This is a genomic window from Marinomonas sp. IMCC 4694, assembly GCF_008122525.1.
GTDB lineage: Bacteria > Pseudomonadota > Gammaproteobacteria > Pseudomonadales > Marinomonadaceae > Marinomonas.
Genome location: NZ_VSRV01000001.1, coordinates 3,466,830 through 3,492,380 on the forward strand (window position 1 = coordinate 3,466,830; position 25,551 = coordinate 3,492,380).

Sequence of the window (25,551 nt, forward strand, 5' to 3'; positions counted from 1 at the left end):
CACCGAAGAAATCCATGAGATTACTTATTTTTTACTCATGTCAGCCGACAAATCGTTCACATTCACGTGACGAACATCGACACCCTTGATCATGAAAATCAAATGCTGGCACGAAGAACGCGCGTGATCGCCAATACGCTCCAAAGAACGCAGCACCCAGATCACGTTCATCACGCGGGAAATACTGCGGGGATCTTCCATCATGTAGGTCACTAAAGAACGCATCGCCGTGTTGTATTCTTGATCTACCACACGGTCTTGCTTCGCTACTTTGACCGCGGCTTCTAAGTCTAAGCGCGCATAAGCGTCCAAAGAATCGTGGATCATCCGAGATACCATTTGCCCAATACGATTGATCTCTACATAACCACGAGGCGATTCGCCTTCGTTAATGAGATTCAACGTCAGGTTGGCGATTTTCTTCGCCTCGTCGCCGATGCGTTCCAATTCGCTCACCGCTTTGCTGATCGACAAGATCATTCGCAAGTCCGACGCAGCAGGCTGGCGTTTAGCCAAAATGCGGCGACATTCTTCGTCGATCAAACCGTCCAACTGATTCACCGTGGTGTCTTGTTTCTTCACATCTTCCGCTAATGAGCCGTTGGCATCAAGCAACGCTTGCACGGCGTCCTGTACTTGGTTCTCAACCACACCGCCCATGGTCAAAAAATGCCGGCGAAGCTGTTCTAATTCGTTGTTGAACTGCTGAGAAATATGATCCGTGGTTAACTCTTTCATAATGCGTCCTCCGCCTAGCCGTAGCGGCCCGTGATGTAGTCTTCTGTTTGTTGTTTGCTTGGGTTGGTGAACAAGGTATTGGTATCACCAAACTCGATCAAATCGCCCATGTACATAAACGCCGTATAATCAGACACGCGCGCCGCTTGCTGCATGTTGTGCGTCACAATGGCAATAGTGAATTCGTTTTTCAACTCATGGATCAGCTCTTCGATTTTTAAGGTCGAAATCGGATCCAGTGCCGACGCCGGCTCATCCAACAGCAAGACTTCAGGTTTTACCGCAACAGTACGGGCAATCACCAAGCGCTGTTGCTGGCCACCCGACATGCCCAAGGCGCTTTCGTGTAGACGGTCTTTTACTTCGTCCCATAAAGCGGCGGAACGCAGTGCCCACTCAACCGTTTCATCTAATAAGCGCTTCTTGTTGATGCCTTGAATACGCAGGCCATAGGCCACGTTTTCATAAATACTTTTGGGGAACGGGTTCGGCTTTTGGAACACCATGCCCACGCGACGACGTAACTCGGCCACATCGGTGCCTTTGGCGTAAATGTTATTGTCGTGCAGATTGATTTCACCGGTAATGCGGCAGCTATCAACCAAATCGTTCATACGATTAAAACAACGCAACAAGGTCGATTTACCGCAGCCAGATGGCCCAATGAAGGCCGTCACTTTTTTCTCAGGGATGATCATATTCACCCCTTTCAACGCTTCTTTCTCACCGTAATAAAGGTGCAAGTCATTGACCGAAAGGCAAACTTTTTCGTCTTCAATACGCAACGCCTGTTGGCTGCGCTGCATGGCTGAAATGTCGATAGAATGTGTTTTTACGTCGCTCATACTGTTCTCTTCTTAAAGTCATCTTTTCTTAACCGCTTACATTTCCAGCGATTTGTATTTTTCACGTAGGTGGTTACGAATGGTGACCGCTGACAAATTAAGCAAAGCAATCACGATCACTAGCAATAAGGCCGTCGCGTACACAAGGGGACGAGCGGCTTCTACGTTGGGGCTTTGGAAGCCGACATCGTAAATATGAAACCCTAGGTGCATGAACTTTTGATCCAAATGGATGAAGGGGTAATTACCATCCAAAGGCAGAGATGGCGCGAGTTTCACCACGCCCACCAGCATCAAAGGCGCCACTTCACCAGCGGCGCGAGCGACCGCCAAGATCACGCCAGTCATGATCGCTGGGCTGGCCATCGGCAACACCACGCGCCATAAGGTTTCGGCTTTGGTCGCACCCAGCGCCAAGCTGCCTTCACGGACGTTGCGCGGAATACGAGATAACCCTTCTTCCGTCGCGACAATCACCACCGGCACGGTCAACAGCGCCAAGGTAATCGATGCCCACATCAAGCCGCCCGTACCAAAAGTAGGCGATGGCAAAGCTTCTGGGAAGAACGCTTGGTCAATACCAGAACCTAGGAAGTAAATGAAAAACCCTAAACCAAATACGCCATACACAATAGACGGTACACCGGCGAGGTTGTTCACCGCGATGCGAATCACCCGAGTGACCCAGCCTTGCGACGCGTATTCACGCAAATACACAGCGGCCACCACACCAAACGGTGTTACCAGTACGGTCATCAAGAGCACCATCATTACGGTACCGAAAATGGCCGGAAACACCCCACCTTCCGTGTTGGCTTCGCGCGGCTCATCGGTTAAGAATTCCCACAATTTCACAAAATAAAACGCCAGCTTATCGGTCACTGACATAGCATTTGGACGAAACGCATGCACAATCTTCGACACTTGAATATCGTGTTCTGTGCCATCCATCACACGAACCGTGAAAGAATCTCGGTTGATTTGCTGATACAGATCCGCCAAATTCGCTTGCAGACCTTTATACGCCTCGTCGTACTGAGAGCGCTCGGCGGCTAAATCCGCTTCGACCGCTGGGGTTAACTGACCTTCTAGTTCTAACCGGCGCTGCTTCAAACGAATACGCTCAAGAGCATGGTTAATCTTACCGATGTCGTATTTTTCGATGTCTTTGATGTCGTCGTGAATCGTTGCCGCACGCTCGATGCTTTTCTCGAAAATCGCCCAGGTCGCTAAAGCCGATGCGGTCGCGGTTAGGTCAGTGGTTTCAGAAACAACACGCCCACCTTCTTTTACCGACATCAAGTAACCGTATAAATTACCCCATTCATGACGCTCGGCAGCAAACAGCATGTCTGGCGTTTGCACATCGCTTAGGTATTTATCCAATACCCAACCGAAATCCGCGCCATAAACATCACGGTTACCCATTTTCAATAGCGTGCGCTGGAGGAATTCATCGTCATCTGCTGGTAAGTTCACACCGGCTTCGCGTAATTGTGCCGAGGTGACTTCTACACTTTCGACACGCTCCGCCACCATGGTGTAAGACTTATCACCTGGTAACGAATACGTCGCCTGCATCACGTCCGCTGGCCAAAAATGCCCCAAACCGCGTACGGCAATCAGCAACAGTAACCCCACTACCATGATGACAGAAATCGCCACCGCACCCGCGTTTAGCCACACCCATGGATCACCGGACTTAACCCACTCGGATACGGATTTTTTCTTCATTTTCATCTCAATACTCATTATAGCGACCCGTATTTTTTGCGTAGATGCTGACGCACGGTTTCAGCGATGGTGTTCACCACAAAGGTAAAGATGAACAACACAAACGCCGCCAAGAAGAGAATACGATAGTGCGAGCTGCCCACTTCGGACTCAGGCACTTCCACCGCCAAATTGGCCGCCAAGGTTCGCATACCTTCAAAGATATTAAAGTCCATAATCGGTGTGTTACCCGTCGCCATTAAAACGATCATGGTTTCACCGACGGCACGACCCATACCTATCATCACCGCCGAGAAAATACCCGGGCTGGCTGTCGGTAAGACAACGCGTGTCATGGTTTGCCAGTAGGTTGCGCCCAATGCCAACGAGCCTTGCGTCAAGGCTTTTGGTACGCTGAAGATCGCATCTTCGGTAATAGAGAAGATCGTTGGAATCACCGCAAAACCCATGGCAAAGCCCACTACCAATGCATTACGCTGATCAAAAGTAATGCCTAGGTCATTGGTGATCCAACCACGCATATTACCGCCGAAGAAATTCACCTCCAGAACAGGGCTAAGCGCTAAACAGAACCACGCCAGAAAGACGATGACAGGAATCAGTAACAATGGCTGCCAACCTTCTGGTACCAACCAACGAATACCGGTTGGCAAACGCGACCATAGGTACGCAAACAGTAAAATACCGACCGGTAGCACCACTAAAATACTAAACGTAGCCGCAAGATTCTCTTCTAGGAAAGGCGCGAAAAACAGACCCGCCAAAAAACCCAAAATTACCGTTGGTAAGGCTTCCATTAACTCGATCACGGGTTTGATCTTACGACGCAGCGCTGGCGCCATGAAATACGCCGTGTAAATCGCCCCACAAATCGCCAATGGCACGGCCATCAACATGGCATAAAATGCGGCTTTTAAGGTACCGAATGCCAATGGCATCAAGCTGTATTTCGGTTCGAAATCGTTACTGGCAGACGACGACTGCCACGTATACGTTGGCTCTGGGTAACTTTCGTACCAAACTTGACCCCAAATAGACGACCAAGACACCTCTGGATGTTCATTGTCGACGTAGTAAAAATGCAGGCCTTTGCCATCTTCCAATAACAAGCCATTTGCACGAGGCGCAAAGCTAATTAAGCGCGCGCTATCGTCGCTGAGCTTTTCGTTGATCACTTGTCGTTCGGATGTGGCGTTATAAATCGCAACCAAGCCACGCTCGTCCAAGGTCGCAAAGCCTTTACGGCGCTGTTCCATGGCCAAATCAACTAAGGCAATCGGCTGCTTAACATCCCGAATAAAATGCAGCGTTTCTTCGTTTGTTGCATCGTCGCGCACGTTAAACCATTGGCTCACACGACCAGAGGAATCCGCCACCATGACCGAGGTTTTGCCGACCAAGTAACTCATCGACACCAAGCTTGTACCATCCGATAACAAAGACACGGTGTCTTTTAAGCGAATATTATCGAAGTCTCGTAGATCAAACTCACTCAACACACCCGCACGGGTTGCCACGTACAAGGAACGTTGGTTACCACTGATCAGCAAGCTCTTGATGTCCGCAATAAACGGCAATGCTTCACGTTGCTCAGTCAGCTCCACTTCTTCGGTGATGAAGTTCACGTCTTTGGTGACTTTTAACATCGCGCTCTGAGAGTCGCTCGACGCGGCAATAGTCAAACCGTCGTCGCCATCGCGTATCGCAAGATGCTCAATCGGAAAATCCGCAACATTGATCGCGGTCTCGCCATAAGGATAATCAACAAATGGCGTAATTTTACGCTTTCCATCGGGGTAAGAAGTTTTGTAGTTGTGTCTTGAAATCAACACCTTGCCGTCGTCGTAGGCAAACGCCAACAATCGACTGGTATCTGACTCCACGGTAAAACTCGTAATCGCCTGATCGCGTGGATTCTTTATCGTTTCAATAACCGAACCATCTTCGATCGAAAAGAAAACCACACTGCCATTACTGGCGACTCGCATACCAATTTCAGATTGCTCTTCCATGGCCAAATACAGGCTGTCGCCTTGCTCATTTGCTGGCAAGGTGTAGCTTGCTTTTGCATCAATCGACGCATTAGAAAATAATGGAGCAACTTCATACAAGAGATAGAAACAGATCAAAAGCACAGCCAAAATTACGCTGCTGCCTCCGATGGCGATGCCCATTCCAGCCATACGGTCTTTCAGGGCTCGAAGTTTACGATGACGCTTTAGAGCGGGGGTATTAAAATCCAGCTCCGGCATCCGAGGGTCAGTTGGTGTAGTCATCCGAATTCATCTTTTTTGTGTGACAATTTTATGACAGGGAGAAGGGAACGAAAAGCAGGAGGGCTTTACGCCATCCTGCTTTTGGTGTTCATCCGTATCGCCAAACTTACTTAGTTAATACCCAATGTTTTTAGGTATTTGTCAGCAACGTTAGCTGGTAGTGGAACATAACCATCTTTAACAACAACTTCTTGACCCATTTTAGACAAGACCATTTTTACGAATTCACGTTGTAGTGGTTCAAGTGGCTTGTTTGGTGCTTTGTTTACGTAAACGTAAAGGAAACGAGACAATGGGTATTTACCCGCTGCTGCATTCTCTAAAGACGCATCTACAAACGCATCACCTTCTTTCTTAGACAAAGGCAGCGCACGAACAGAAGAGGTTTTGTAACCAATACCGGAATAACCAATACTGTTAAGAGACGTAGAAACAGACTGCACAACAGACGCAGAACCTGGTTGCTCGTTTACACTGTTTTTGAAATCGCCTTTGAACAGCGCATTATCTTTAAAGTAACCATAAGTACCGGATACGGAGTTACGACCAAACAACTGTATGTCGCGATTCGCCCAAGCACCGGTCAAACCTGCTTTACCCCAGCTTGTGATGTCTTCGCTGTGTCCGCCTTTACGAGTAGAAGAGAACATGGCATCCACTTCAGGAAGTGACAAACCTTCGATTGGGTTATCTTTGTGAACAAAAACCGCCAATGCATCGATTGCCACTGGAACCGCTGTTGGCTTATAACCGAATTTTTTCTCGAACGCTGCGATCTCTTTGTCTTTCATCATACGAGACATAGGACCAAAGTTAGAAGTCCCTTCTGTCAACGCTGGTGGCGCAGTAGAAGAGCCCGCTGCTTGAATCTGGATGTTTACATTTGGGTATAAACGCTTGAAATCCTCCGCCCACAGCGTCATCAAGTTCGCTAAGGTATCAGAACCGACACTTGAAATATTGCCTGAAACGCCACTCGCTTTGCTGTAAGACATTAAATTTGCATCAACATCGGCAAACGCATTGGCCGAAATGCCAACGGCTGCTGTCATCGCTAAACCTGCAACTAACTTTTTCATCACATAAACCTCAGTGGTTATCATCAAAAATGTATGAGCAACTGCTCATGGCTCGTTCAATGATTTTCACTATAGAAAAGTTATGTGACAGATATGTTAAAGCGCAAAATGTTTTGAAAAAATGTTTTGGGGCTCACCAACGTAAATGCGTACAGGATCCATAACCAGCCATTTACTGCTAGGAAGACATTCAAGCAGAGTGATACTATAGTGATACATTTTGAGGTAGGGCGCCACTATGAGAACCGAAGTTGTTACGACACTAAAAAGGCAGGCAACGAAGCTGCTTGCTGATCTGCATGAATCAAAAGAACCTATTCTCATCACTGAACATGGTCAACCGTCTGCCTATTTAGTTGACGTTGCTGATTACGAGTTGATGGTAGATCGGATGAAGATTCTTGAAGGTATCGCCAAAGGTGAACAGGCTATTCGAGATGGCCGAACAATGGACATGGAACAAGCTAAAGAGAAAATGGCTAAATGGCTCAAATAATTTGGACTGAGCCCGCGCTAGACAATCTAAACGATGTTGCTGAGTATATTGCCGTTAGCAATCCGTACGCCGCTAAGAAGCTAGTGAAAAATATTTTTGATCATATTCAGAGACTGGAAAAATTTCCTGATTCAGGCAAAATACCTAACGAAGTATCTAACCTAAATTGCCGAGAAATTATTGTTAATCCTTGTCGTATTTTCTATAAAGTAGACAACGACGAAGTGTATATTCTGCATGTCATGCGCCAAGAGCGAGATCTGCGTAAGTTTCTTCTTCAGAGATAAATATTTTTAAATTTAATACACTAGGAACAATAACTCTTCTTGTAGTTTGCCTTGCTATACATCGGATGTACCTCATTTACTCACAAAGAAATGTAAGCTCAACTCTTGGGTACTTCCCTAAAATAAAAGGCCCTTCATTTTCTTTTAACTCAACAACTTTCAAACTTTTACCTTGTAACATACAATATCCTGATGATTCTTTAAGTGACTCTGTTTTGATCCCACCAGTTCCAGGAAAACCTGTTGCTGCTTGTTTCGCAATAAACATTTTTCCTTCACCAATTGTAATCACTCCAGTATTAGAAGCACACGATCAATTGCTTTTGGAAACAGTTTGCTATGCTTCTGTGGTTGTTCTAAATGTAGCACCACTCTAAAACTTTTGGCCTTTAATGCGCTACGAGCAAATTTTTTCTCTTCTGTGTCGTTAGCATAACATTGAGCAGCGACAAGCCCAGCTAAAGTATCACGAATTTTAATGGCAATTTCATCACCAAGATCGATTGGCTTAGTGCGTTTATAATGAGGCCGCTTTTTTCTCGCGGGGACCCTTCAATGCAGGTGCTCCTAGCAATAAGCACGCATCACGATACGTTTCATCGAACTCTAAATAATGATTTTCATAAATCGATACAAAGCCAGGGTATAAGGTTAAAAGCTCTCGTATTGGCAAAAAAACAGGAGCTTTTGGTTGCCAATCCTTACTTAGACTGCCTATAACAACCTCTGACTTGCTTGTCGTTGCAAAATTAAGGTCGGTGTCTAAGGCATTGTTTTCAAATGAAAGCGCTAACTCACAGCGTTCTCTACCTTGCTTTCGACGAGCCAGCCTTCCTAACGTTTCCGGACGTAATATATTCACCAATTTATAAGCGTACACTTTTTGCAAAATCGTTTTTGTTGGAACACTTGCACTTAGTTTACGTCCCTCTTCCGCACTGGCTGCGATTAGCGAATAAGCGGATTTAAGTAAATGCGATTTACCACAACCATTTTCACCAACGATGACATTCAGACCAGCTGAGAATGTCAATTCTGCCTCGGCAAATACAGTAAGGTTTTTGATGATCATTTTTTCAACATAACAAATCCTTAACACTCTACACTCAGAGGCTTATCATAAAATTCCGAGTTATCATTATTCTCTCATTAACACAGAAAGCTTATCCGCTTTGTCATCTACGTAAGCAACCTACACGATTAACACTGCCAACACTCTCTGCATCAATCAAGATGGTTTTTACAATAATACTCGGTCGGCTTAGGAATATCTTCTAGCGTTCGATGAAAGTCACCCCCACACTCAACAGTAAGGCCATTCTGTCCCGCCTCTACTAACCAGCCTCTTTTGCTAGGATGTCTCTGTCAAGACTTGCCATTATCCGCTATAACGCGTTGAGCTCCGATTTGGTCGGTCTTGATTATTCCCAAGCGTGACGTTATCCCATAAACTAGCGCTCTGGATTTTTTTTGGATGTCTGCGCGCTTAAGAAGGGTTACTTATTAAGCGTTACTTGCCTAAAGTAGACCGTAAAATCTGTTCATCATGATGAAACACTGTGGGTATTTTAATGTTAAACAAATGGGTCAGTTCGGCCGAGTCGATTTCTCACTACATGGGAAGGTGGGTGGCTTGGCTTACGTTAGCAATGATGTTGCTTACTTGCTTGGTCGTGCTGTTGCGCTATGGTTTTGGAGTCGGCTCGATCGCGTTGCAAGAGTCTGTCTTATATTTTCATGCGATGGTGTTCATGCTCGGGGCCGCATACACTTTTAAAGACGATGAGCACGTTCGTGTGGATGTGTTTTACCGTGAATTTTCAGAGACGAAGAAAGCCTGGGTAAACATCATTGGTGGTCTCTTCTTTTTGTTGCCTTTTACCTTGTATACCGCGTATTTGAGTCTGGATTATGTCAGCGCTTCTTGGCGTGTTTTGGAAACATCGTCACAACCAGGCGGGTTGCCTTTTGTGTATCTGCTTAAAACGCTGATCCCTATTATGATGGTCAGCTTAATCGTTCAAGGCTTAGCGGATATTTTAAAAAATATTGGCATTATTACCTCGGCACGCACCGTGAAAGGACAACGCTAATGGCTGAATTTATTCCTTTATGGCTCTTTGCTGGCGTATGTGTGTGCCTACTGTTTGGCTATCCGGTGGCGTTTTCATTAGGTGGTGTGGCACTGATTTTTGCCGCTGTAGGCTCGTTTTTCGGCACCTTTGATGGGGTGTTCTTAGAGGCCTTACCCAATCGTTTATTTGGTATTATTGGCAATGAAACTCTTATTGCGGTGCCACTTTTCGTGCTAATGGGCGTGCTGCTGGAGAAATCCAAACTCGCTGAAAAGCTCCTCGAATCTATGGCGATGCTGTTTGGTACTTTACGGGGTGGTTTGGGAATTTCAGTCATTCTGGTGGGTATGTTGTTAGCCGCCAGTACGGGCATCGTAGGCGCGACCGTGGTCACCATGGGCATGATCTCATTACCAACCATGTTACGGCGCGGTTATGATCCTGCATTAGCCGCCGGTACTATCTGTGCAACTGGTACGCTTGGACAAATCATTCCACCCTCGATTGCCTTGGTGTTGTTGGGCGATGTGATGTCGAATGCCTTTCAAAAAGCCCAACTGGAAATGGGTATTTTCTCGCCCAAAACCATTTCCGTGGGCGATTTGTTTGTCGGCGCACTGATTCCTGGTTTGATTTTAGTCGCTTTGTACATTCTTTATGTTATTGGCGTCGCTTGGTTGCAACCACACAAAGCCCCTGCGGTACCTCGTGAAGAGCTTCGTAACGGGTCTACTGAGCCACTTGCCTTTCAGCTGATCAAAGGTTTGGTTCCACCGTTGGTGCTTATATTTGCGGTATTAGGCTCTATTCTGAGCGGCATTGCGACACCGACTGAAGCCGCCGGTGTGGGGGCATTAGGGGCTGCTATTTTAGCGCTGGCCAGCGGAAAGCTGAATTTTCCAACCTTAAAAGACGCGGTGTACTCCACTACCAAGGTCACCTGTATGGTGTTCATGATCTTGATCGGTGCGTCGCTGTTTTCTCTCGTGTTCCGAGGTTTTGGTGGTGAAGAGCTGATTCAAGACTTCTTCTCGCAGCTGCCAGGCGGTGTTGTTGGTGCCATGATCGTTGTCATGTTACTGATGTTCTTCCTTGGTTTTATCTTAGATTTTATCGAAATCACGTTTGTAGTGGTACCTATTGTGGCACCGGTATTACTGGCGATGGGCTTAGACCCTGTGTGGTTGGGCATTATGATGGCCATTAACTTACAAACGTCGTTTTTAACGCCGCCCTTTGGTTTTGCGCTGTTTTACCTACGAGGCGTTGCGCCCCCAGAATTAAGAACACAATCGATATACAAGGGCGTATTACCCTTTATTTTAATTCAGATTTTTGTGTTAGTGCTGCTATCTATTTGGCCTGAATTGGCCACTTGGTTACCTGAACAAGTGTATGCAAATTAATCCCGTAAAAATGGACGCCTGAAAGAACAGGGAAAACAAAAATAACCACTTATTACGTTAGGACAAAAATATGAAAGCCATGCAGATGAAAGACTACGGCCCCGCGAGCGATTTGACGCTAACGGACACCAACACTCCAAGCATCAACGACGACCAATTATTGGTAAAAGTCGGTGCGGCGGGTGTCAATCCAGTGGATACCTACATTCGCTCTGGCGTGAACAATTACAAAGCGACCTTCCCTCACACGCCAGGCTCAGACGGTGCCGGTACTGTGATTGAAATCGGCGCTAATGTGACGGATTTTAGCGTCGGTCAACGGGTGTATTTCAGCCGAAACCAAGGCGGATCTTCCGCTGAATTTACCGTATGTAACACCACGCACACTTACCCACTCGCGGATGCGTTGTCTTTTGAAGAAGGCGCGTGTTTAGGCGTGCCTTATACCACGGCACACCGAGCGTTGTTTGGCCGCGCTCACGCCAAGGCTGGCGATAAAGTCTTGGTTCACGGTGCCACTGGTGCCGTGGGCATAGCCACTGTGCAGCTTGCATTGGCTGCAGGAATGGATGTGGTCGCCAGCTCGGGCACCGAAGCCGGCGCAGAACTATTGCGCCAGCAAGGCGTAAAAACGGTTATCATGCACAACGAAACTGACCATTTAGCACCGTTTCAAACTTTGGAAACCGGCTTTGATGTCGTCATCGAAATGCTGGCCAATCACAACCTAGATCAGGACTTAAAAGCCCTCGCGTTTGGTGGTTGTGTCGCTGTAATTGGTAATCGTGGTACGGTTGAGATTAACCCTCGCGATCTGATGGCACGAGACGCGTCGGTCGTTGGTGTGGCATTGGCCAACGTCAAACCAGAAGAGTTGGCCTTGATCGCCAAAGCCTTGCGTCCTTTGTTTGAAAAAGGCGTGCTTAAACCGGTGATTCGTCACAGCTATGCATTGGCTGAATTGCCACAGGCCCATGACGATGTGATGAAATCCGGCGCCTTAGGTAATTTGGTTATTCGTATAGACGCGTAATTACCGCTATACTTTTTAGATTCATATAGGTAAAAGGCGCATTTTGACTCAGTCTGATTCCGATGTTTTCAGCCTGCCCAGCAAAGCGGACACCCACGATCACGACTACCACCAGCTGGTGGTTGTGCTCGATGGCAATACCGACTTCGACATTCAAGGCAAAGGCAAACAGCTGCATACTGGAGAAGGGTGTATTCTTCCGTCAGAAAACAGTCACGCCTTCGCCGGTCTAGGTGAAAACCGCATCATGGTGGTGAATCTACCGGTTCCTCCCCAAAAAGGCATTACTGACGAAGAGTACGAAGTCGTCTCACGCTTGTTTGATCAAGCGGCGTATTTTCAGCTCAATCCACGTTTGCAAATCCTTGCCTCAGCGCTATCAGGTGAATTGCAACAATACCCCAACGACACCATACTGGCGCGCGCCTGCGGCAACACCTTACTCAGCGCCATTCGCCACCAAATTAACAACAAAGACGTACGCACCCGAGGTAATCATCTCGACATCGACAAGCTCGATCAATTTATCGAGCTGAACCTGTCGCGCAAAGTGCACATCGACCAATTGGCAAATTTTTGCTTTTTGAGCGTCAGCCAATTTCACGAGCGCTTTAAAGACCGCACTGGTATGACACCCCACCAGTATTTGATGCGCAAACGCCTAGAACGCGCTCAATCTTTGTTGGCCGAAGGTGTAACACCGATTCAAGTCGCAGAAATGTGCGGTTTCTCAAGCCAAAGCGCCATGACCAACGTCTTTTCTCAGACCCTAGGCATCACGCCCTTAAAATACCAAAAGCAATTTGGTAATCGGTAAACACCACAAAATCCCGCGCTAACGCCATCAGTCGGACTTTCTTATAAAAAAAAACGACTTTTCTGAAAGACACTTCCTCCCCTGTGTCACTACAGTGTCTGCATTGTCCAGATGTCATCCAGACGTGATTCACAATGCGGGAGAATCCAACCATGTTTACAGCGCTTGAAGTATTACAACCTAGCTTCATTCAGCGTCCACTCAATGAATTGTGGCCGCTTATTTCCCGTCTTTACAAGATAGACGAAGACCAATGGTTGACGGAACTTTTACCCCTTGCAAGACCTACCGATAGCGAACTGGTTAGCCAAACCAACGCCGCTTCTAGCCTCATTGCCGATGTACGCAAAGACGACGACAGCATGTCGATGATCGATGCATTATTGCTTGAATACAGCCTAGACACCAAAGAAGGCATCTTGCTGATGTGTTTGGCCGAAGCCCTCATGCGCGTGCCGGATAAAGAAACAGCCGATGCTTTTATTAAAGACCGTTTGAGCGTGGCCGATTGGGCGTCTCATGCGAAAAACTCCGACTCCTTCTTCGTCAACGCTTCCACTTGGGGTCTTTTGTTGACGGGTAAAATCGTCACCATGGACGAAAACAAAGACGGCACACCCGCCAACTTAGTCAATCGCATGGTCAACCGAGTGTCTGAACCCGTCATTCGCAAAGCGATGAACCAAGCCATGAAGATCATGGGACACCAATTCGTATTGGGTCGCAGCATCAAAGAAGCCTTATCTCGCGGTAAAAGCTACCGCGACAAAGGCTACACCTACTCCTTCGACATGCTCGGTGAAGCCGCGCTAACCGCAGGCGACGCGCAAAAATACCTGACTTCTTACGAGCAAGCGGTGGAATCGGTCGGCAAAGACACCTACAGCCAAAAACACCGCCCAACCATTTCCATCAAGCTGTCTGCGCTTCACCCACGTTACGAAGTGGGTTGTGAAGCCCGTGTGATGACGGAACTGTTTGACAGCGTCAAAGGCCTAATCGCCAAAGCGCGCGCGTTGAACGTCGGCATCACCATCGATGCGGAAGAAGCCGATCGCCTAGAATTGTCTTTGCACCTGTTTGAAAAACTCTACCGTGACGACGTCACCAAAGGCTGGGGCTTATTTGGCCTGGTGGTACAAGCTTACTCCAAGCGTGCCTTGCCGGTACTTGTCTGGTTGGCGGCACTGGCGAAAGAGCACGGCGACCGCATTCCGGTTCGTTTGGTCAAAGGCGCATACTGGGATTCTGAAATCAAATTGTGCCAACAACGCGGCATCGACGGCTACCCTGTGTACACCCGCAAAGAATCCACCGATGTGTCCTACTTGGCCTGCGCCCATTTCTTGTTGAGCGAACACACTCGCGCCAACATTTTCCCGCAATTCGCCAGCCACAACGCCCACACCATCGCGACCATTAACTGCATCGCGACGCAACTTGGCGCGACCACCAGCGAATTCGAATTCCAGCGTCTGCACGGCATGGGCGACGCGCTGTACAACCGTCTAATCAAAGACAGCGACATTTGCGTCCGCATTTACGCGCCAGTAGGCAGCCACAAAGATTTGCTGCCCTACTTGGTGCGCCGCTTATTAGAAAACGGTGCCAACAGCTCCTTCGTTCACCGTTTGATCGACGCCAGCTACCCGATTGCCGATCTAATCGATCACCCAGTCACCACCCTAGAAAGCCGCAAGTCTTTGTCGAACCCACACATCAACTTGCCGTCCAACTTGTTTGATGATCGCAAAAACTCGTTCGGCCCCAACATCGATATTGACTCTGAATGGACGCCATTTAAAGCGAAAATCGACGCCTTCATGGGACAAAATACCCAATGGCGCTTTTTCCCTATCGTTGGTGGCAAACACGTCACAACGGGACACACTCACGCCATTTTAAGCCCTTACGATCACAGCGAAAGCGCAGGACAACTGGACTGGGGCGATGCAGCCACCGTGACGAAAGCCATTGATCTCGCCGAAGCCGCTTTCCCAGCGTGGTCCGCCCGCCCTGCTAGCGAACGTGCCGATTGCCTCGACAAAATGGCCGACTTGATGGAAAAAAACTACGCTGAGCTGATCGCTCTGTGCCATCGTGAAGCGGGTAAAACCATTCAAGACAGCATCGACGAAGTACGCGAAGCCGTGGATTTCTGCCGCTACTACGCACAGCAGGCCCGCAGCCATTTTACCAATGCGACGCCATACAAAAACTTCTTGGGCCAAGAAAAACACGCCAAACTCACTGGCCGCGGCGTATTCGCTTGCATCAGCCCTTGGAACTTCCCGTTGGCGATTTTCACCGGTCAAATTGTCGCCGCCTTGGTTGTCGGTAATACCGTGGTCGCCAAACCCGCAGAGCAAACCAGCTTAATCGCGTGTCGTGCCATTGAACTCTTGCATCAAGCGGGCGTGCCTGACGATGTATTGCACCTGGTACCAGGCGATGGCGCGACCGTTGGCGCACCACTCACCAGCGACAAACGCATTGCTGGCTTGGCGTTTACTGGCTCTACGGGCACCGCTCAATTGATCAACCGTACACTCGCTGCTCGCGGTGTCGCACCGGTTCCTGTGATTGCTGAAACAGGCGGTCAAAACGCCATGTTGGTGGATTCGACCTCGTTGCCTGAGCAAGTGGTACGAGATGCGGTTCGTTCCGCGTTTGCGTCCGCCGGTCAGCGTTGTTCCGCTTTGCGTGTTTTGTTTGTGCAAACCGACATCGCCGATCGTGTTATCCCTATGATCAAAGGCGCCATGCAAGAGCAATCTGTCGGCTTACCGTATTTGCACAGCACGGATGTGGGCCCAGTGATCGACAAAAAAGCGCAAGCTATGCTACTAGAACACATAGATCGCATGACCAAAGAAGCCAAACTCATCGCTCAATCTGAGTTGCCTTCTTTTGCCGACAAAGGCACTTACGTGGCACCGACGGCGTTTGAAATAAGCAGTATTGATCAACTCACCGACGAGAAATTCGGCCCTATCCTGCACGTGGTGCGCTACAAAGCCCGTGATTTAGATAAGATCATCGACACCATCAATAACTCAGGCTTTGGTTTGACCTTGGGTGTTCACAGCCGTAACGAAACTACCTGCGCCCGCATTGCGAGCCGTGCTCGTGTCGGCAATATGTACATCAACCGCGACCAAGTCGGTGCCGTGGTCGGCGTACAGCCATTCGGCGGCCAAGGCTTGTCTGGTACTGGCCCGAAAGCCGGTGGCCCACACTATTTGCAACGCTTCGCCATTGAGCAAGACCTTTAAGGGGAGATTTATTATGACCATCGTACAACCCATCCAAATTCAGGTCGCTCAGAGTATTTTTGAGGTGTGGGACAAAATCGGCGTCTCTGGCCGTGCCGCAAAGCTGGAAAAAGCCCTAAGCACATTTACCCCAAATGAGCGCAACATGGCCGTGTGGCAAATCGACAACGCCAAGCAATCCATTGCTGACACTCGTGTGATGCCGGGGCCAACCGGCGAGCGCAACGAGCTATCAAGCCAAGGCCGTGGTCCGTTTCTTTGCATGTCATTGGTCGAAAGTGATCACACCAAAATTGGTTTGGTTGGTCAGGTATTTACGGCGTTAATCGCGGGCAATCCGGTGATTACCGTCGGTCCTATCGGACAAGACATCATGGACAAACTCACTCCGTTCGTCGGAGAAGGGGTGGTACAAAACATCGCAGAATCCGCACAAGATTCCTTGATTGAAGCCAACCACTTGGCGGGTGTGGCGGTCATGTGTGACGCAGAACAAGCGCAACAACTAAACCAACGCTTAGCGGCAAAGGGTGGCTTGATCTGCCAGTTGATCGAAGAAACCGACGCCGACACGCTCTCTACCATTGGCAAACCGCATTACCTATTGCGCTTTGTGACGGAACGCACCATCTCTAACAACACCACCGCCATCGGCGGCAACGCGACCCTGCTTGAACTGGGTAGCATGAACGACTAACGTTGTTCTAAAATAAATATCTGTAAAATAAAAAGCCCTTCTTGCAAACATGAAGGGCTTTTTTTGCGGTTGTTTTTATCGATCTAATTTAATTACTCGGATTGGAAGGATCCCTTTTTATTGAGAGTAAGGCGTTTTCCCATGCTTTGATAAAACGTCGGCGCTTGGAATCATCAAGATAGACCATCAACGCGGGCCCTAAAGGAATAGGATGAAAATTGATGGTCTGATCCCGTACATTCTGGGGCGACACAAGTGCATCAATGTCTGGATGCAACGCCACTAACTCGCTTTTCTTCGCAATCACATCCTGTCCTTCTTCGGATATCAAGAAACTCACAAAACGTTGCGCATTTTCGACGTGTTTGGCCTGTTTAGAGATAAACGCTGCGCGACTTACCACCAACGCATAGTCTTGCGGGATCACGACGCCAATTCGGTCATCACGTTTCTCACGAGCAAAGGAATACGAACCCAATAAATTGTACCCAAAAAGCAGCTTTCCTGATGCAATATCATCTAACAAGGTAGACGTCTGTCCATACACCTTGGTGCGAGCACGGCCTAGACTTTCTTGTAAACGACCGCTGATGCTCGATGTGACTTCGTCTTGCGTCGCAACAAGGTAACCAATACCTGAACGTCGCGCATCATAAGAACCAACTTTGTGCGCAAAAAAATCGTCCTCAGTGCGCATCACTCTCGCTAATGATTCATGCGTAAGCGGCACAGTTTTATTCTTAAAAGCGGCTTTATTGTAGACAAAAACGATGGGTTCATAGGTAAAACCAATGACTTCATTTCGCCAATTTGCCCAACTCGGCAACGTATCCACCACCTCGTTCAGAACTGGCTGCGCGTAACCGTCATTCACCAGGCGTACTTGCAGATCCATCGCGGAACTCATCACGACATCGGGTTGATCATGAAGCGCCTTTTTTCGTATGGCATGATCCAGTTCTTGCGTATTGAACTCACGATATATTAGGTTGATATGGGGGTATTTTATTCTAAAAGCGTCTAATATCGGAGAAATGGCGTTTAAGTCAGTTGCACTGTAAATTTCAAGTTTATCGCTTTCCCATAATGACGGTTCGGCAAACGTCTTGCTAGACAACAACGCAATAAGCAGTACGAACGCACTGAGCCATTTCAACATAATGCCTCCTCAATAGGTACATGAACACGTGCTCGCAAGCCTCCTAAAGGACTATTTTCCAAGAAGAGCCCTCCGTTATGCGCTTGTGCAACACTGGTCACAATAGACAGCCCAAGACCTGAACCATTGAGGCCGATTTCAAGGCGCTCAAAACGCTGTAAGGCTTTTTCTCTAAGTTCATTCGGAATCCCTGGTCCAGCATCATCAACAATAATATCAATGCCGTGTGTCTCTAGGTGGAGCCGAATATCAATCTGATTGTGTTCCGGCCCATAATACACCGCGTTGTCTAACAGGTTGCGAATGGCTTCCCGTAAGCTGATCGAGTCGCCCATGAATTCTGGTATAACGTCCTCGCATTGATAGGAAAATTCAATCATCCGATGGGCGTTATCTCGTACACATTCGGTTAATAGCTGTTTCATCACGCGCTCTATATTGACGTTTTCGGTAACTCTGGCGTCTCCTCTGTGCACCACCATCGCATGTGTCAGTAACTGATTCGTTAACCGCGTTAGCCGCACATGTTCTTTGCGAATTTTGCTTAAATGCTCGGGTAAATCTGCCACATTTGGATTTTGGCTAGCAAGATCAAGCTGCGCTTGTGTGGCACTTTGAGCCGTACGAATTTGATGACTGGCGTCTGCAATAAACCGTTTCATTGAGGATAAATTGGACAACAATTGAGTCTGATAGTCATTGATGGCTTTGACCAAAGGAGACACTTCTTGAATGGGGGTTGCTTTAAGCGGTTCAGCCGAAACCAATGAGTGAGATGCCAAGCTTTTGGAAATCGAGCTGAGAGGTTCAAGCGCCCGATTTATTGCCACCCACAAGACAATCATCACGCAACTCATAATACCAAACAGCACCGCAAAACTGCGATAAAGAATATCGTTCATCATCTTGTGACGCGCTCTTAGTGTTTGAGCCAACACCACTGTTACCCAACCAGAGACAGCTGATTCAGACAGTCGTTTATGACGCAGAACAACCCTCACATCTTCTGATAAATAATGCGCATTATAGAACACAATCGAGGATTCATCCTTGACATTTTTCGGAAGCGGCATGTCGGCATAACCTGTGATAAGCTCACCTTGTGTGCCTAACGCCTGATAAAAAACCTTATCTTGATCTGCCAACTGCATCATCTCAAACGCTGCATAAGGCAAATCTAAATCCACTTTTTTGCCGTAAACATGCAGCCCTTCCATGATGGACAAACTGGCGCTGTTGAGCAATCGGTCATAAGAGTAATTCGCGGATTGGCGAGCGTAATGCCACACGCCAACACTCAAAATGATAAAGATAGAGAGTAATAACAAAGCCGAGCGAAACAACATTCGAGCGCGTAATGAATAGCTTTTTTTAATCATCAACATGTGCCAAGTATCCTAAACCACGAATGGTTTTGATGATTAACGTTGAGCCATCTAATTGTTTTCTGAGACGCGTTAGCGTTTGTTCTATGGCGTTTGGAGTATAGGCTTCATCGTAGCGATAAAGACGATTTGAAATGTCATCTTTGGTCAGCACTCGATCCAGATTTTTTAAGAAAAGCTCCAATAATTGAAGCTCCCTTGGACGTAAATCCAATAGCGCACCATCGACTCTCGCGGAATGAGCCGCCAAGTCGTACACCAGATTCCCGCACTGCATTTCGTTGCTCGCTTCACCTCGTTCACGACGATACAACGCACGACAACGAGCGGCTAACTCACGAAAATCAAAGGGTTTTGCTAAATAATCATCCGCGCCAAAATCCAAAGAGCTGACCCTATCATCCACTTCCGTTCTCGCAGTTAATACAAGCACAGGGATTTTATTGCCTTTATTTCGCAGACTTTGTAATAGCTGAAAACCACTTTTACCTGGCAAGTTGATGTCTAAAATTAGCAAATCAAAATCGTCGAATGATAGGCTGGCTTCTGCTTTTTCAACCGAACCGATCCAATCAATCGGATGGCCAAGATTCTGAAAATACACACGAATAGAATCAGCCAAACTCTCATTATCTTCAATCAATAACATACGCATGACGGAACCCTATATCTTCTTGTTGTCAGGTTAGTGTCAGTTAAGAGGAGTAACTTTGCGGGCTACTGTGCAACCTTGTACAGCAAAATAAAACAAAAAGAAATTTGGAGAATAAAAATATGAAATCCCAGATCGCCTCTTTATTACTGGTTAGCGGCCTTGCTGCTGCGCTAAACGTAAGTGCCTTTGAACCTTCCAAACCAAGCTGTATTGCCCCTGCTAAACCAGGTGGTGGTTTCGATTTAACCTGCCGTATTTTATCAACAGGCTTTGCCAACGCCGATATTACAAAAATCCCAATGGCCGTGACATTTATGCCCGGCGGCGTCGGTGCGGTTGCTTATAATTATATTAATTCCACTACACCAGACGATCCAAACAAATTGGTGGCCTTTAGCTCTGGCTCACTATTGAACCTTGCTCAAGGAAAATTTGGTCGCAACTTAGATGAAAATGACGCGCGGTGGGTTGGCACAGCTGGGGTCGATTACGGCGCGATTATGGTTCGAGCGGATGCTCCATGGAATACGCTGGGTGAGTTGGTTGATGACATCAAGCAAGATCCAACTAAATTCGTCTTGGGTGCAGGCGGCGGCGTCGGCAGTCAGGATTGGATGAAAGCCGCCATTTTGATGAAATCGTCAGGTGTTGACCCTAAAAAAATGCGCTATGTCGCTTACGAAGGCGGCGGTGAGGCCTTAGCCGCTCTGCTTGGAGGACACATTAAAGTGTACCCAGGTGATGTGGGCGAAATGAAAGGTTTGGTCGCATCTGGCAAAGTAAAAGTACTGGCCATCATGTCACCTGAGCGCCTTAAAGGCGAATTCTCTAAATACCCAACCGCTATAGAACAAGGCTATGACGCGGAATGGACAATTCTCCGTGGCTACTATTTAGGGCCTAAGGTCTCAGACGAAGCTTATAACTACTGGGCAGCTCAATTCCAAAAAGCCTATAAAAACCCTGCTTTTGAAAAAGTGGTTGTTGATCAAAACCTGGTTCCATTCACTATGTCTGGTGACACGCTAGACAACTACATAAAAGAGCGAGTTGCGTTCATGCGTGGCTTAGCAAAAGAAGCTGGCTTGATTAAGTAGTCAATTAATACGTCGTGAATTGAGGCAATAACATGTTATATGACCGCATTTTTGCGGGCGTATCTTTGGTGCTGTCTGGGCTAATCGCCTGGACAGCGTACCATTTCGACGTCCCGTTTCAGTACGAACCCTTAGGGCCAAAAGCCTTCCCTATTATTTTGTCCATTATTCTGGCGGCTTGTTGCGTTTGGATGATGGTGAAACCAGATCAGAACGTTTGGCGTCCAAATAAAGAAGTCTTTACTAAAATCGCTATTGGTCTCGTCATCATGGTGTTGTATGCCGTTCTGTTCGAAGAAGCAGGCTTCATTATTTCCACTACCATCGTAGGTGCAATTTTTAGCTGGTTATTTGGTGAGAAGCCTCTGAAAGCCTTTTTATATGCCCTCGTCCTAAGCTTGGTTAGCTATTTTTTATTAGCCGATCTAATGGAGCTTAATGTCCCAACTGGCCTACTTCTCGGAGACTTCTAATGGACGTTTTACATTACTTATCAATCGGGTTTTCTGTTGCTTTAACGCCTCTCAATTTAGGCTTGGTGCTTGCTGGGTGCTTTATCGGCACCTTAATTGGTTCATTACCAGGCATTGGCCCAATTAATGGCGTTGCTATTTTATTACCACTTGCCTATTCCATCGGCTTGCCTCCTGAATCTGCACTTATTCTATTAGCAGGTGTCTATTATGGTGCGGAATACGGCGGCCGAATTTCCAGTATATTACTCAATGTTCCAGGAGACGCGGGCGCCATAATGACCACATTAGATGGTTACCCAATGGCGAAACGTGGCGAAGGGGGGCGGGCGCTGGCTTTATCGGCGGTGTCTTCTTTCTTTGGTAGCATGGGAGCATTGCTGCTCATGGTGATTTTTGCACCATTACTCAGTAAGTTGGCTATTCAATTTGGCCCTTCCGAATACGTTTGGTTGATGATTTTTGCGTTTACCTGCTTGGCGACCATGGTTGGTAAACGACCAATTAAAACCGTCGTGGGCGTGGTCATTGGTCTGCTTTTCGCTACGGTAGGCATTGATTCTGGTACGGGCGTGTTGCGCTTTACTATGGGCATTCCCAACTTATTCGATGGTGTCGACTTTTTGGTGGTCGTGATTGGTATGTTTGCCATCAGTGAAGTATTAATACTGCTTGAAAGCTGGGCGCGTAACGATTTGAAACTCACGCCAGTAGGAAAAAGCTTTATCAGCTTTTCTGACATTATGGCCGTTAAATGGGTCATTTTTCGCTCCACACTTTCTGGCTTTTTAATCGGCGTGTTACCGGGAACCGGCGCATCGATTGCCAGCGCCGTGGCTTATGGAACAGAAAAACGCTTTGCAGAAGGAAAAGACGAGCACTTTGGCAATGGTGACATTCGTGGTTTGGCAGCACCAGAAGCAGCGAACAACGCGTCTGCAGCAGGCTCTATGGTACCTATGCTAACACTCGGTATTCCAGGCAGTGGAACAACGGCTATTCTATTAGGTGCGCTGATGATGTTTAACATTACGCCGGGGCCATTATTGTTTGAACAACAGCCCAACATTGCTTGGGGTCTTATTGCGTCTATGTTTATTGGTAACATCGCATTATTAGTGATGAACTTGCCGATGATCGGCGTGTTTGTAAAATTGTTGTCCATCAAGCAGTCCTATCTTGTTCCTATCATTGTGATGCTCACGTTTGTCGGAATCTATTCGATTCATGGCGATACATTTGACCTATTTTTCATGATTGTCTTGGGTGTTTTTGCCTTCATTTTACGTAAGTTGGGGTTCTCCCTTGCACCTGTCATTTTGGGTTTGGTATTAGGAGAAGTATTGGAAGAAAACCTACGCCGAGCGCTGTCTATCAGTGGCGGTGATTGGTCTATTTTACTGAATGGCACCATGACCTATGTGTTGGCGATCGCCACGGTTGCAGCACTAACAGCCCCAAGAATATTGAAAACACTGAAAAAATAAACATTCAAAATAATAGTCTAAGCTCGAAAAAAAACCTCTTTGTTACCAAAGAGGCTTTTTTTTGCTGTATTCTATTTTATCCGTTAAGGCTTAATCATTTGCACGCGCGTTGATAAAAGCACGCTCTGAGATGTCATGCCATGCGGTCACCGAATTCAAGAAGCTTTTAAACGAGTCGTAGACTTTTTGGCTCATTGGGTCATTGGCTGCCACGTCTTTTAGCGTTTCATCGGAGGCTACTTTTAGCGCTTCGAGCAGATCCTTCGGAAATTTCTTCAGAATAACATTGTGATCGTTCACCAAGGTTTCTAACGCCGCGTTATTACGCGCTGTAAATTCGTTCAACATACCAAGGTTGGCTTGTTGAGCGGCAGCGCGAACGATATTCTGCAAGTCTGCAGGCAATGCATTGTAGGCGTCTTTATTTACCAAGGCTTCGATTGCAGAGCCCGGTTCTTGCCAGCCTGGGTAGTAGTAGTATTTCGCAGCTTTATAGAGACCAAAGGCTAGGTCGTTGTAAGGCCCTACCCATTCAGTTGCGTCAATCGTGCCGGTTTGCAGCGCGGTAAAAATTTCACTGCCAGGCAGGTTAACCATCACAGCACCGACTTTTTTCATCACTTCACCGCCAAGACCAGGCATGCGCATTTTTAGGCCTTTGAAGTCATCAACCGAATTGATTTCTTTGTTGAACCAGCCGCCCATTTGCGCACCAGAGTTACCCGCTGCCATAGGGATAATATTAAAGGGGGCGTACACCTCTTCCCATAGTGTTAAACCGTCACCATATTCTAGCCACGCGTTAAACTCTTGCGCCGTCATGCCGAATGGAACTGAGGAGAAAAACTGCACCGCTGGCGCCTTACCTTTCCAGTAATAGGCCGTGCTGTGACCCATTTCTGCGGTACCCCGAGACACCGCGTCAAACACTTCCAACGGAGGGACTAGCTCACCCGCTGCGTAGACTTTCACCGTCAAACGTCCGTCAGACATGGCGGTAATGTTTTTGGCTAACGCTTCGGCACCCGTACCCAACCCTGGAAAGTTTTTCGGCCACGTCGTGACCATTTTCCATTCTATGGGTTTCGCTTCTACTTTTTGCTCTACTTTAGTTGTTTCTTCTGCTGTTTCTGAGCCGCCACACGCGACCAAAGACGCTGCCAGTAAACCCGCAAACGCCCATTTTCCTAACCCCATTAAATTACGCATTATATTCCCTCAGGAAGCCAGTTACTTGTGTATAAAATCTGTCTGCGACATGTGAAAGCGATGGTCAGACAAAAAACGCCGTTTCCATGTAAAAACACGAAGGCGACGAAAGATAATAAGAATTGCAGGATTGTTGCTCAACCTTTTTCCAAAGAAAACGTCCTATTTACGCCAATAACCACGAATAGGTTAGCTCTCTGCAGAATAATTCCACGACATGCGCTGACCACTTTCTGCAGATTGCTCAGCCAAACACAGTAAATACACTAACTGACAAGCTTGCTCCAGCGCCACTGGCGCCTTACCTTTACCTAAAATGGCATCGCGTAATTGGCCATAAAATGCGGCGTAATCACCCTGCGTTGACGGTTCAACTACCCCCTCAATCTCATCTTGAGCGTGGGCAACAAAACGCGTAACTTTCTGCTGCGCCGCTTTAGACGGAAAATACGATTCCCACGGCCTTTGACCACTACGCAGCGCTTCTTCTTGGGGATCCAACCCCACACACTGCCAGCTTCCTTGTGTGAATCGCGCATTAAAACGACGCATATCGCCGGCTTCATATGGTGTCGACCCCAAACGAACACGCCTATCATCGTAACCCAATTCAATCTCAAACCAGTCATGAGTCAAGCTGTTATCTCGCAAGGTATCAATGCTGGCATGCAACCATTTTGGTGGGCCAAACAAACACAAGACCTGATCCAAAAGGTGCGGCCCTAAATCCCAAAAAATCCCTGTGCCAACACCGGGCGCCTCACGCCAACGCGCTTGAGCCGATGGGCGAAAGCGATCAAAACGAGAATCCAAATGCTTCAACTCTCCCAATTCACCACTGTCGATTAAGGCTTTAAGGCGAAGGAAGTCACCATCAAAACGACGATTTTGATACACACAAAACACCAAGCCTTTTTGCTTAGAAAGGGTACAGAGTGCTTCAATTTCCACTACCGTGGTGACAGATGGCTTTTCCAATAATACATGCTTGCCGTTTTCCAACGCCCGTTTGGCTTGATCAAAATGCAACGCATTCGGTGTCGTGATCACCACTAAATCCACATCCGGCGCGGTAAACACGAGTTCTGCCGTCGGCACCACCGCCACCTCCGGCAACACCGCTTTCACTTCATCGACTTTGGAGCTGCACACATACGCCATCGTCATATCAGGATCGTTGATCACAAACGGCGCATGAAACACCCGACCAGATAAACCGAAACCAATCAAACCAACACGAATCGCCATGCATCACCCCTTACTGCTTGTTTTTATAATGATGTTTCCTGTAAAAAATTTACTTAACTCGTTATCACAGGTTATCTCTT

General features: G+C 47.5%; 23 protein-coding genes. 11 read left to right on the forward strand and 12 right to left on the reverse strand.

Going from position 1 to position 25,551, the window contains the following annotated elements; translation table 11 throughout:
• Positions 1 to 24: 24 nt before the first annotated feature.
• The 5 genes from phoU to FXV75_RS15980 all read right to left on the reverse strand — a co-directional run bounded on the left by phoU (position 25) and on the right by FXV75_RS15980 (position 6,672).
• Positions 25 to 738 (reverse strand): phosphate signaling complex protein PhoU, encoded by a 714-nt coding sequence (gene phoU / locus FXV75_RS15960; RefSeq protein WP_148834986.1) that lies wholly within the window; start codon positions 736 to 738, stop codon positions 25 to 27.
• Positions 739 to 752: 14 nt separating this feature from the next.
• Positions 753 to 1,583, reverse strand: a complete 831-nt coding sequence (gene pstB, locus FXV75_RS15965) for a phosphate ABC transporter ATP-binding protein PstB (protein ID WP_148834988.1) — start codon at positions 1,581 to 1,583, stop codon at positions 753 to 755.
• Between the two features lie 36 nt (positions 1,584 to 1,619).
• On the reverse strand, positions 1,620 to 3,323 hold the full coding sequence (gene pstA / locus FXV75_RS15970; RefSeq protein ID WP_148834990.1) for a phosphate ABC transporter permease PstA: 1,704 nt from the start codon (positions 3,321 to 3,323) through the stop codon (positions 1,620 to 1,622).
• Between the two features lie 11 nt (positions 3,324 to 3,334).
• Positions 3,335 to 5,593: an ABC transporter permease subunit gene (locus FXV75_RS15975; protein ID WP_148834992.1), complete on the reverse strand. Its 2,259-nt coding sequence runs from the start codon at positions 5,591 to 5,593 to the stop codon at positions 3,335 to 3,337.
• Between the two features lie 110 nt (positions 5,594 to 5,703).
• Complete coding sequence (locus tag FXV75_RS15980; RefSeq protein ID WP_148834994.1) at positions 5,704 to 6,672, reverse strand: PstS family phosphate ABC transporter substrate-binding protein; 969 nt, start codon at positions 6,670 to 6,672, stop codon at positions 5,704 to 5,706.
• Positions 6,673 to 6,910: 238 nt separating this feature from the next.
• On the opposite strand from FXV75_RS15980, the gene FXV75_RS15985 reads away from it, so the two are divergent.
• Both FXV75_RS15985 and FXV75_RS15990 read left to right on the forward strand, forming a co-directional pair.
• On the forward strand, positions 6,911 to 7,168 hold the full coding sequence (locus tag FXV75_RS15985; protein WP_148834996.1) for a type II toxin-antitoxin system Phd/YefM family antitoxin: 258 nt from the start codon (positions 6,911 to 6,913) through the stop codon (positions 7,166 to 7,168).
• Positions 7,156 to 7,455: a type II toxin-antitoxin system RelE/ParE family toxin gene (locus FXV75_RS15990; protein WP_148834998.1), complete on the forward strand. Its 300-nt coding sequence runs from the start codon at positions 7,156 to 7,158 to the stop codon at positions 7,453 to 7,455. Before FXV75_RS15985 ends, FXV75_RS15990 begins: the two co-directional genes overlap by 13 nt.
• 76 nt (positions 7,456 to 7,531) lie before the next feature.
• On the opposite strand, the gene FXV75_RS15995 is transcribed toward FXV75_RS15990, so the two are convergent.
• Positions 7,532 to 7,723: a hypothetical protein gene (locus tag FXV75_RS15995; protein ID WP_148834999.1), complete on the reverse strand. Its 192-nt coding sequence runs from the start codon at positions 7,721 to 7,723 to the stop codon at positions 7,532 to 7,534.
• 249 nt (positions 7,724 to 7,972) lie between these two features.
• A complete protein-coding gene (locus FXV75_RS16000) occupies positions 7,973 to 8,527 on the reverse strand; it encodes an AAA family ATPase (protein WP_148835001.1) in 555 nt (184 codons plus the stop codon).
• Between the two features lie 499 nt (positions 8,528 to 9,026).
• Between FXV75_RS16000 and FXV75_RS16005 the strand changes: the two genes are divergently transcribed.
• From FXV75_RS16005 to FXV75_RS16030, 6 genes are all read left to right on the forward strand, one after another.
• Complete coding sequence (locus FXV75_RS16005; RefSeq protein ID WP_148835004.1) at positions 9,027 to 9,548, forward strand: TRAP transporter small permease subunit; 522 nt, start codon at positions 9,027 to 9,029, stop codon at positions 9,546 to 9,548.
• Complete coding sequence (locus tag FXV75_RS16010) at positions 9,548 to 10,936, forward strand: TRAP transporter large permease subunit (RefSeq protein WP_148835006.1); 1,389 nt, start codon at positions 9,548 to 9,550, stop codon at positions 10,934 to 10,936. The genes FXV75_RS16005 and FXV75_RS16010 overlap by 1 nt, the downstream gene beginning before the upstream one ends.
• Positions 10,937 to 11,006: 70 nt before the next feature.
• Positions 11,007 to 11,969 carry an NADPH:quinone reductase gene (locus tag FXV75_RS16015; protein WP_148835008.1) on the forward strand — a complete coding sequence of 321 codons (963 nt, stop codon included), beginning with the start codon at positions 11,007 to 11,009 and terminating at the stop codon, positions 11,967 to 11,969.
• Positions 11,970 to 12,012: 43 nt separating this feature from the next.
• Complete coding sequence (locus FXV75_RS16020; protein WP_148835010.1) at positions 12,013 to 12,786, forward strand: AraC family transcriptional regulator; 774 nt, start codon at positions 12,013 to 12,015, stop codon at positions 12,784 to 12,786.
• Positions 12,787 to 12,938: 152 nt separating this feature from the next.
• A complete protein-coding gene (gene putA / locus FXV75_RS16025; protein ID WP_148835012.1) occupies positions 12,939 to 16,061 on the forward strand; it encodes a bifunctional proline dehydrogenase/L-glutamate gamma-semialdehyde dehydrogenase PutA in 3,123 nt (1,040 codons plus the stop codon).
• A gap of 13 nt (positions 16,062 to 16,074) precedes the next feature.
• The gene (locus FXV75_RS16030; RefSeq protein ID WP_148835014.1) at positions 16,075 to 16,758 is read left to right on the forward strand and encodes a 1-pyrroline-5-carboxylate dehydrogenase; all 684 of its coding nucleotides are present in this window, start codon (positions 16,075 to 16,077) and stop codon (positions 16,756 to 16,758) included.
• Positions 16,759 to 16,846: 88 nt separating this feature from the next.
• Here the strand turns inward: FXV75_RS16030 and FXV75_RS16035 are convergent, their stop codons facing one another.
• Genes FXV75_RS16035 through FXV75_RS16045 form a run of 3 tightly spaced genes read right to left on the reverse strand, consistent with a single transcriptional unit; the run spans position 16,847 to position 19,957 of the window.
• Positions 16,847 to 17,917: an ABC transporter substrate-binding protein gene (locus FXV75_RS16035; RefSeq protein ID WP_262368587.1), complete on the reverse strand. Its 1,071-nt coding sequence runs from the start codon at positions 17,915 to 17,917 to the stop codon at positions 16,847 to 16,849.
• Complete coding sequence (locus FXV75_RS16040; protein WP_148835016.1) at positions 17,911 to 19,302, reverse strand: sensor histidine kinase; 1,392 nt, start codon at positions 19,300 to 19,302, stop codon at positions 17,911 to 17,913. Before FXV75_RS16040 ends, FXV75_RS16035 begins: the two co-directional genes overlap by 7 nt.
• Positions 19,289 to 19,957 (reverse strand): response regulator transcription factor, encoded by a 669-nt coding sequence (locus FXV75_RS16045; protein WP_148835018.1) that lies wholly within the window; start codon positions 19,955 to 19,957, stop codon positions 19,289 to 19,291. Before FXV75_RS16045 ends, FXV75_RS16040 begins: the two co-directional genes overlap by 14 nt.
• Before the next feature lie 119 nt (positions 19,958 to 20,076).
• On the opposite strand from FXV75_RS16045, the gene FXV75_RS16050 reads away from it, so the two are divergent.
• The 3 genes from FXV75_RS16050 to FXV75_RS16060 are packed head-to-tail and all read left to right on the forward strand — an operon-like array spanning position 20,077 to position 23,014.
• The gene (locus FXV75_RS16050; RefSeq protein ID WP_148835020.1) at positions 20,077 to 21,054 is read left to right on the forward strand and encodes a Bug family tripartite tricarboxylate transporter substrate binding protein; all 978 of its coding nucleotides are present in this window, start codon (positions 20,077 to 20,079) and stop codon (positions 21,052 to 21,054) included.
• A 32-nt stretch (positions 21,055 to 21,086) separates the two neighbouring features.
• Entirely contained in the window at positions 21,087 to 21,527 is a 441-nt protein-coding gene (locus FXV75_RS16055; RefSeq protein WP_148835022.1) for a tripartite tricarboxylate transporter TctB family protein, read from the forward strand.
• A complete protein-coding gene (locus FXV75_RS16060; protein WP_148835024.1) occupies positions 21,527 to 23,014 on the forward strand; it encodes a tripartite tricarboxylate transporter permease in 1,488 nt (495 codons plus the stop codon). The genes FXV75_RS16055 and FXV75_RS16060 overlap by 1 nt, the downstream gene beginning before the upstream one ends.
• Before the next feature lie 90 nt (positions 23,015 to 23,104).
• Here FXV75_RS16060 and FXV75_RS16065 read toward each other — a convergent pair whose 3' ends face one another.
• Together FXV75_RS16065 and FXV75_RS16070 are read right to left on the reverse strand one after the other, a co-directional pair.
• Positions 23,105 to 24,223, reverse strand: coding sequence for a TRAP transporter substrate-binding protein (locus FXV75_RS16065; protein ID WP_148835026.1), 1,119 nt, complete (start codon positions 24,221 to 24,223; stop codon positions 23,105 to 23,107).
• 189 nt (positions 24,224 to 24,412) lie between these two features.
• Positions 24,413 to 25,471: a Gfo/Idh/MocA family oxidoreductase gene (locus FXV75_RS16070; protein WP_148835027.1), complete on the reverse strand. Its 1,059-nt coding sequence runs from the start codon at positions 25,469 to 25,471 to the stop codon at positions 24,413 to 24,415.
• Positions 25,472 to 25,551 lie beyond the last annotated feature (80 nt).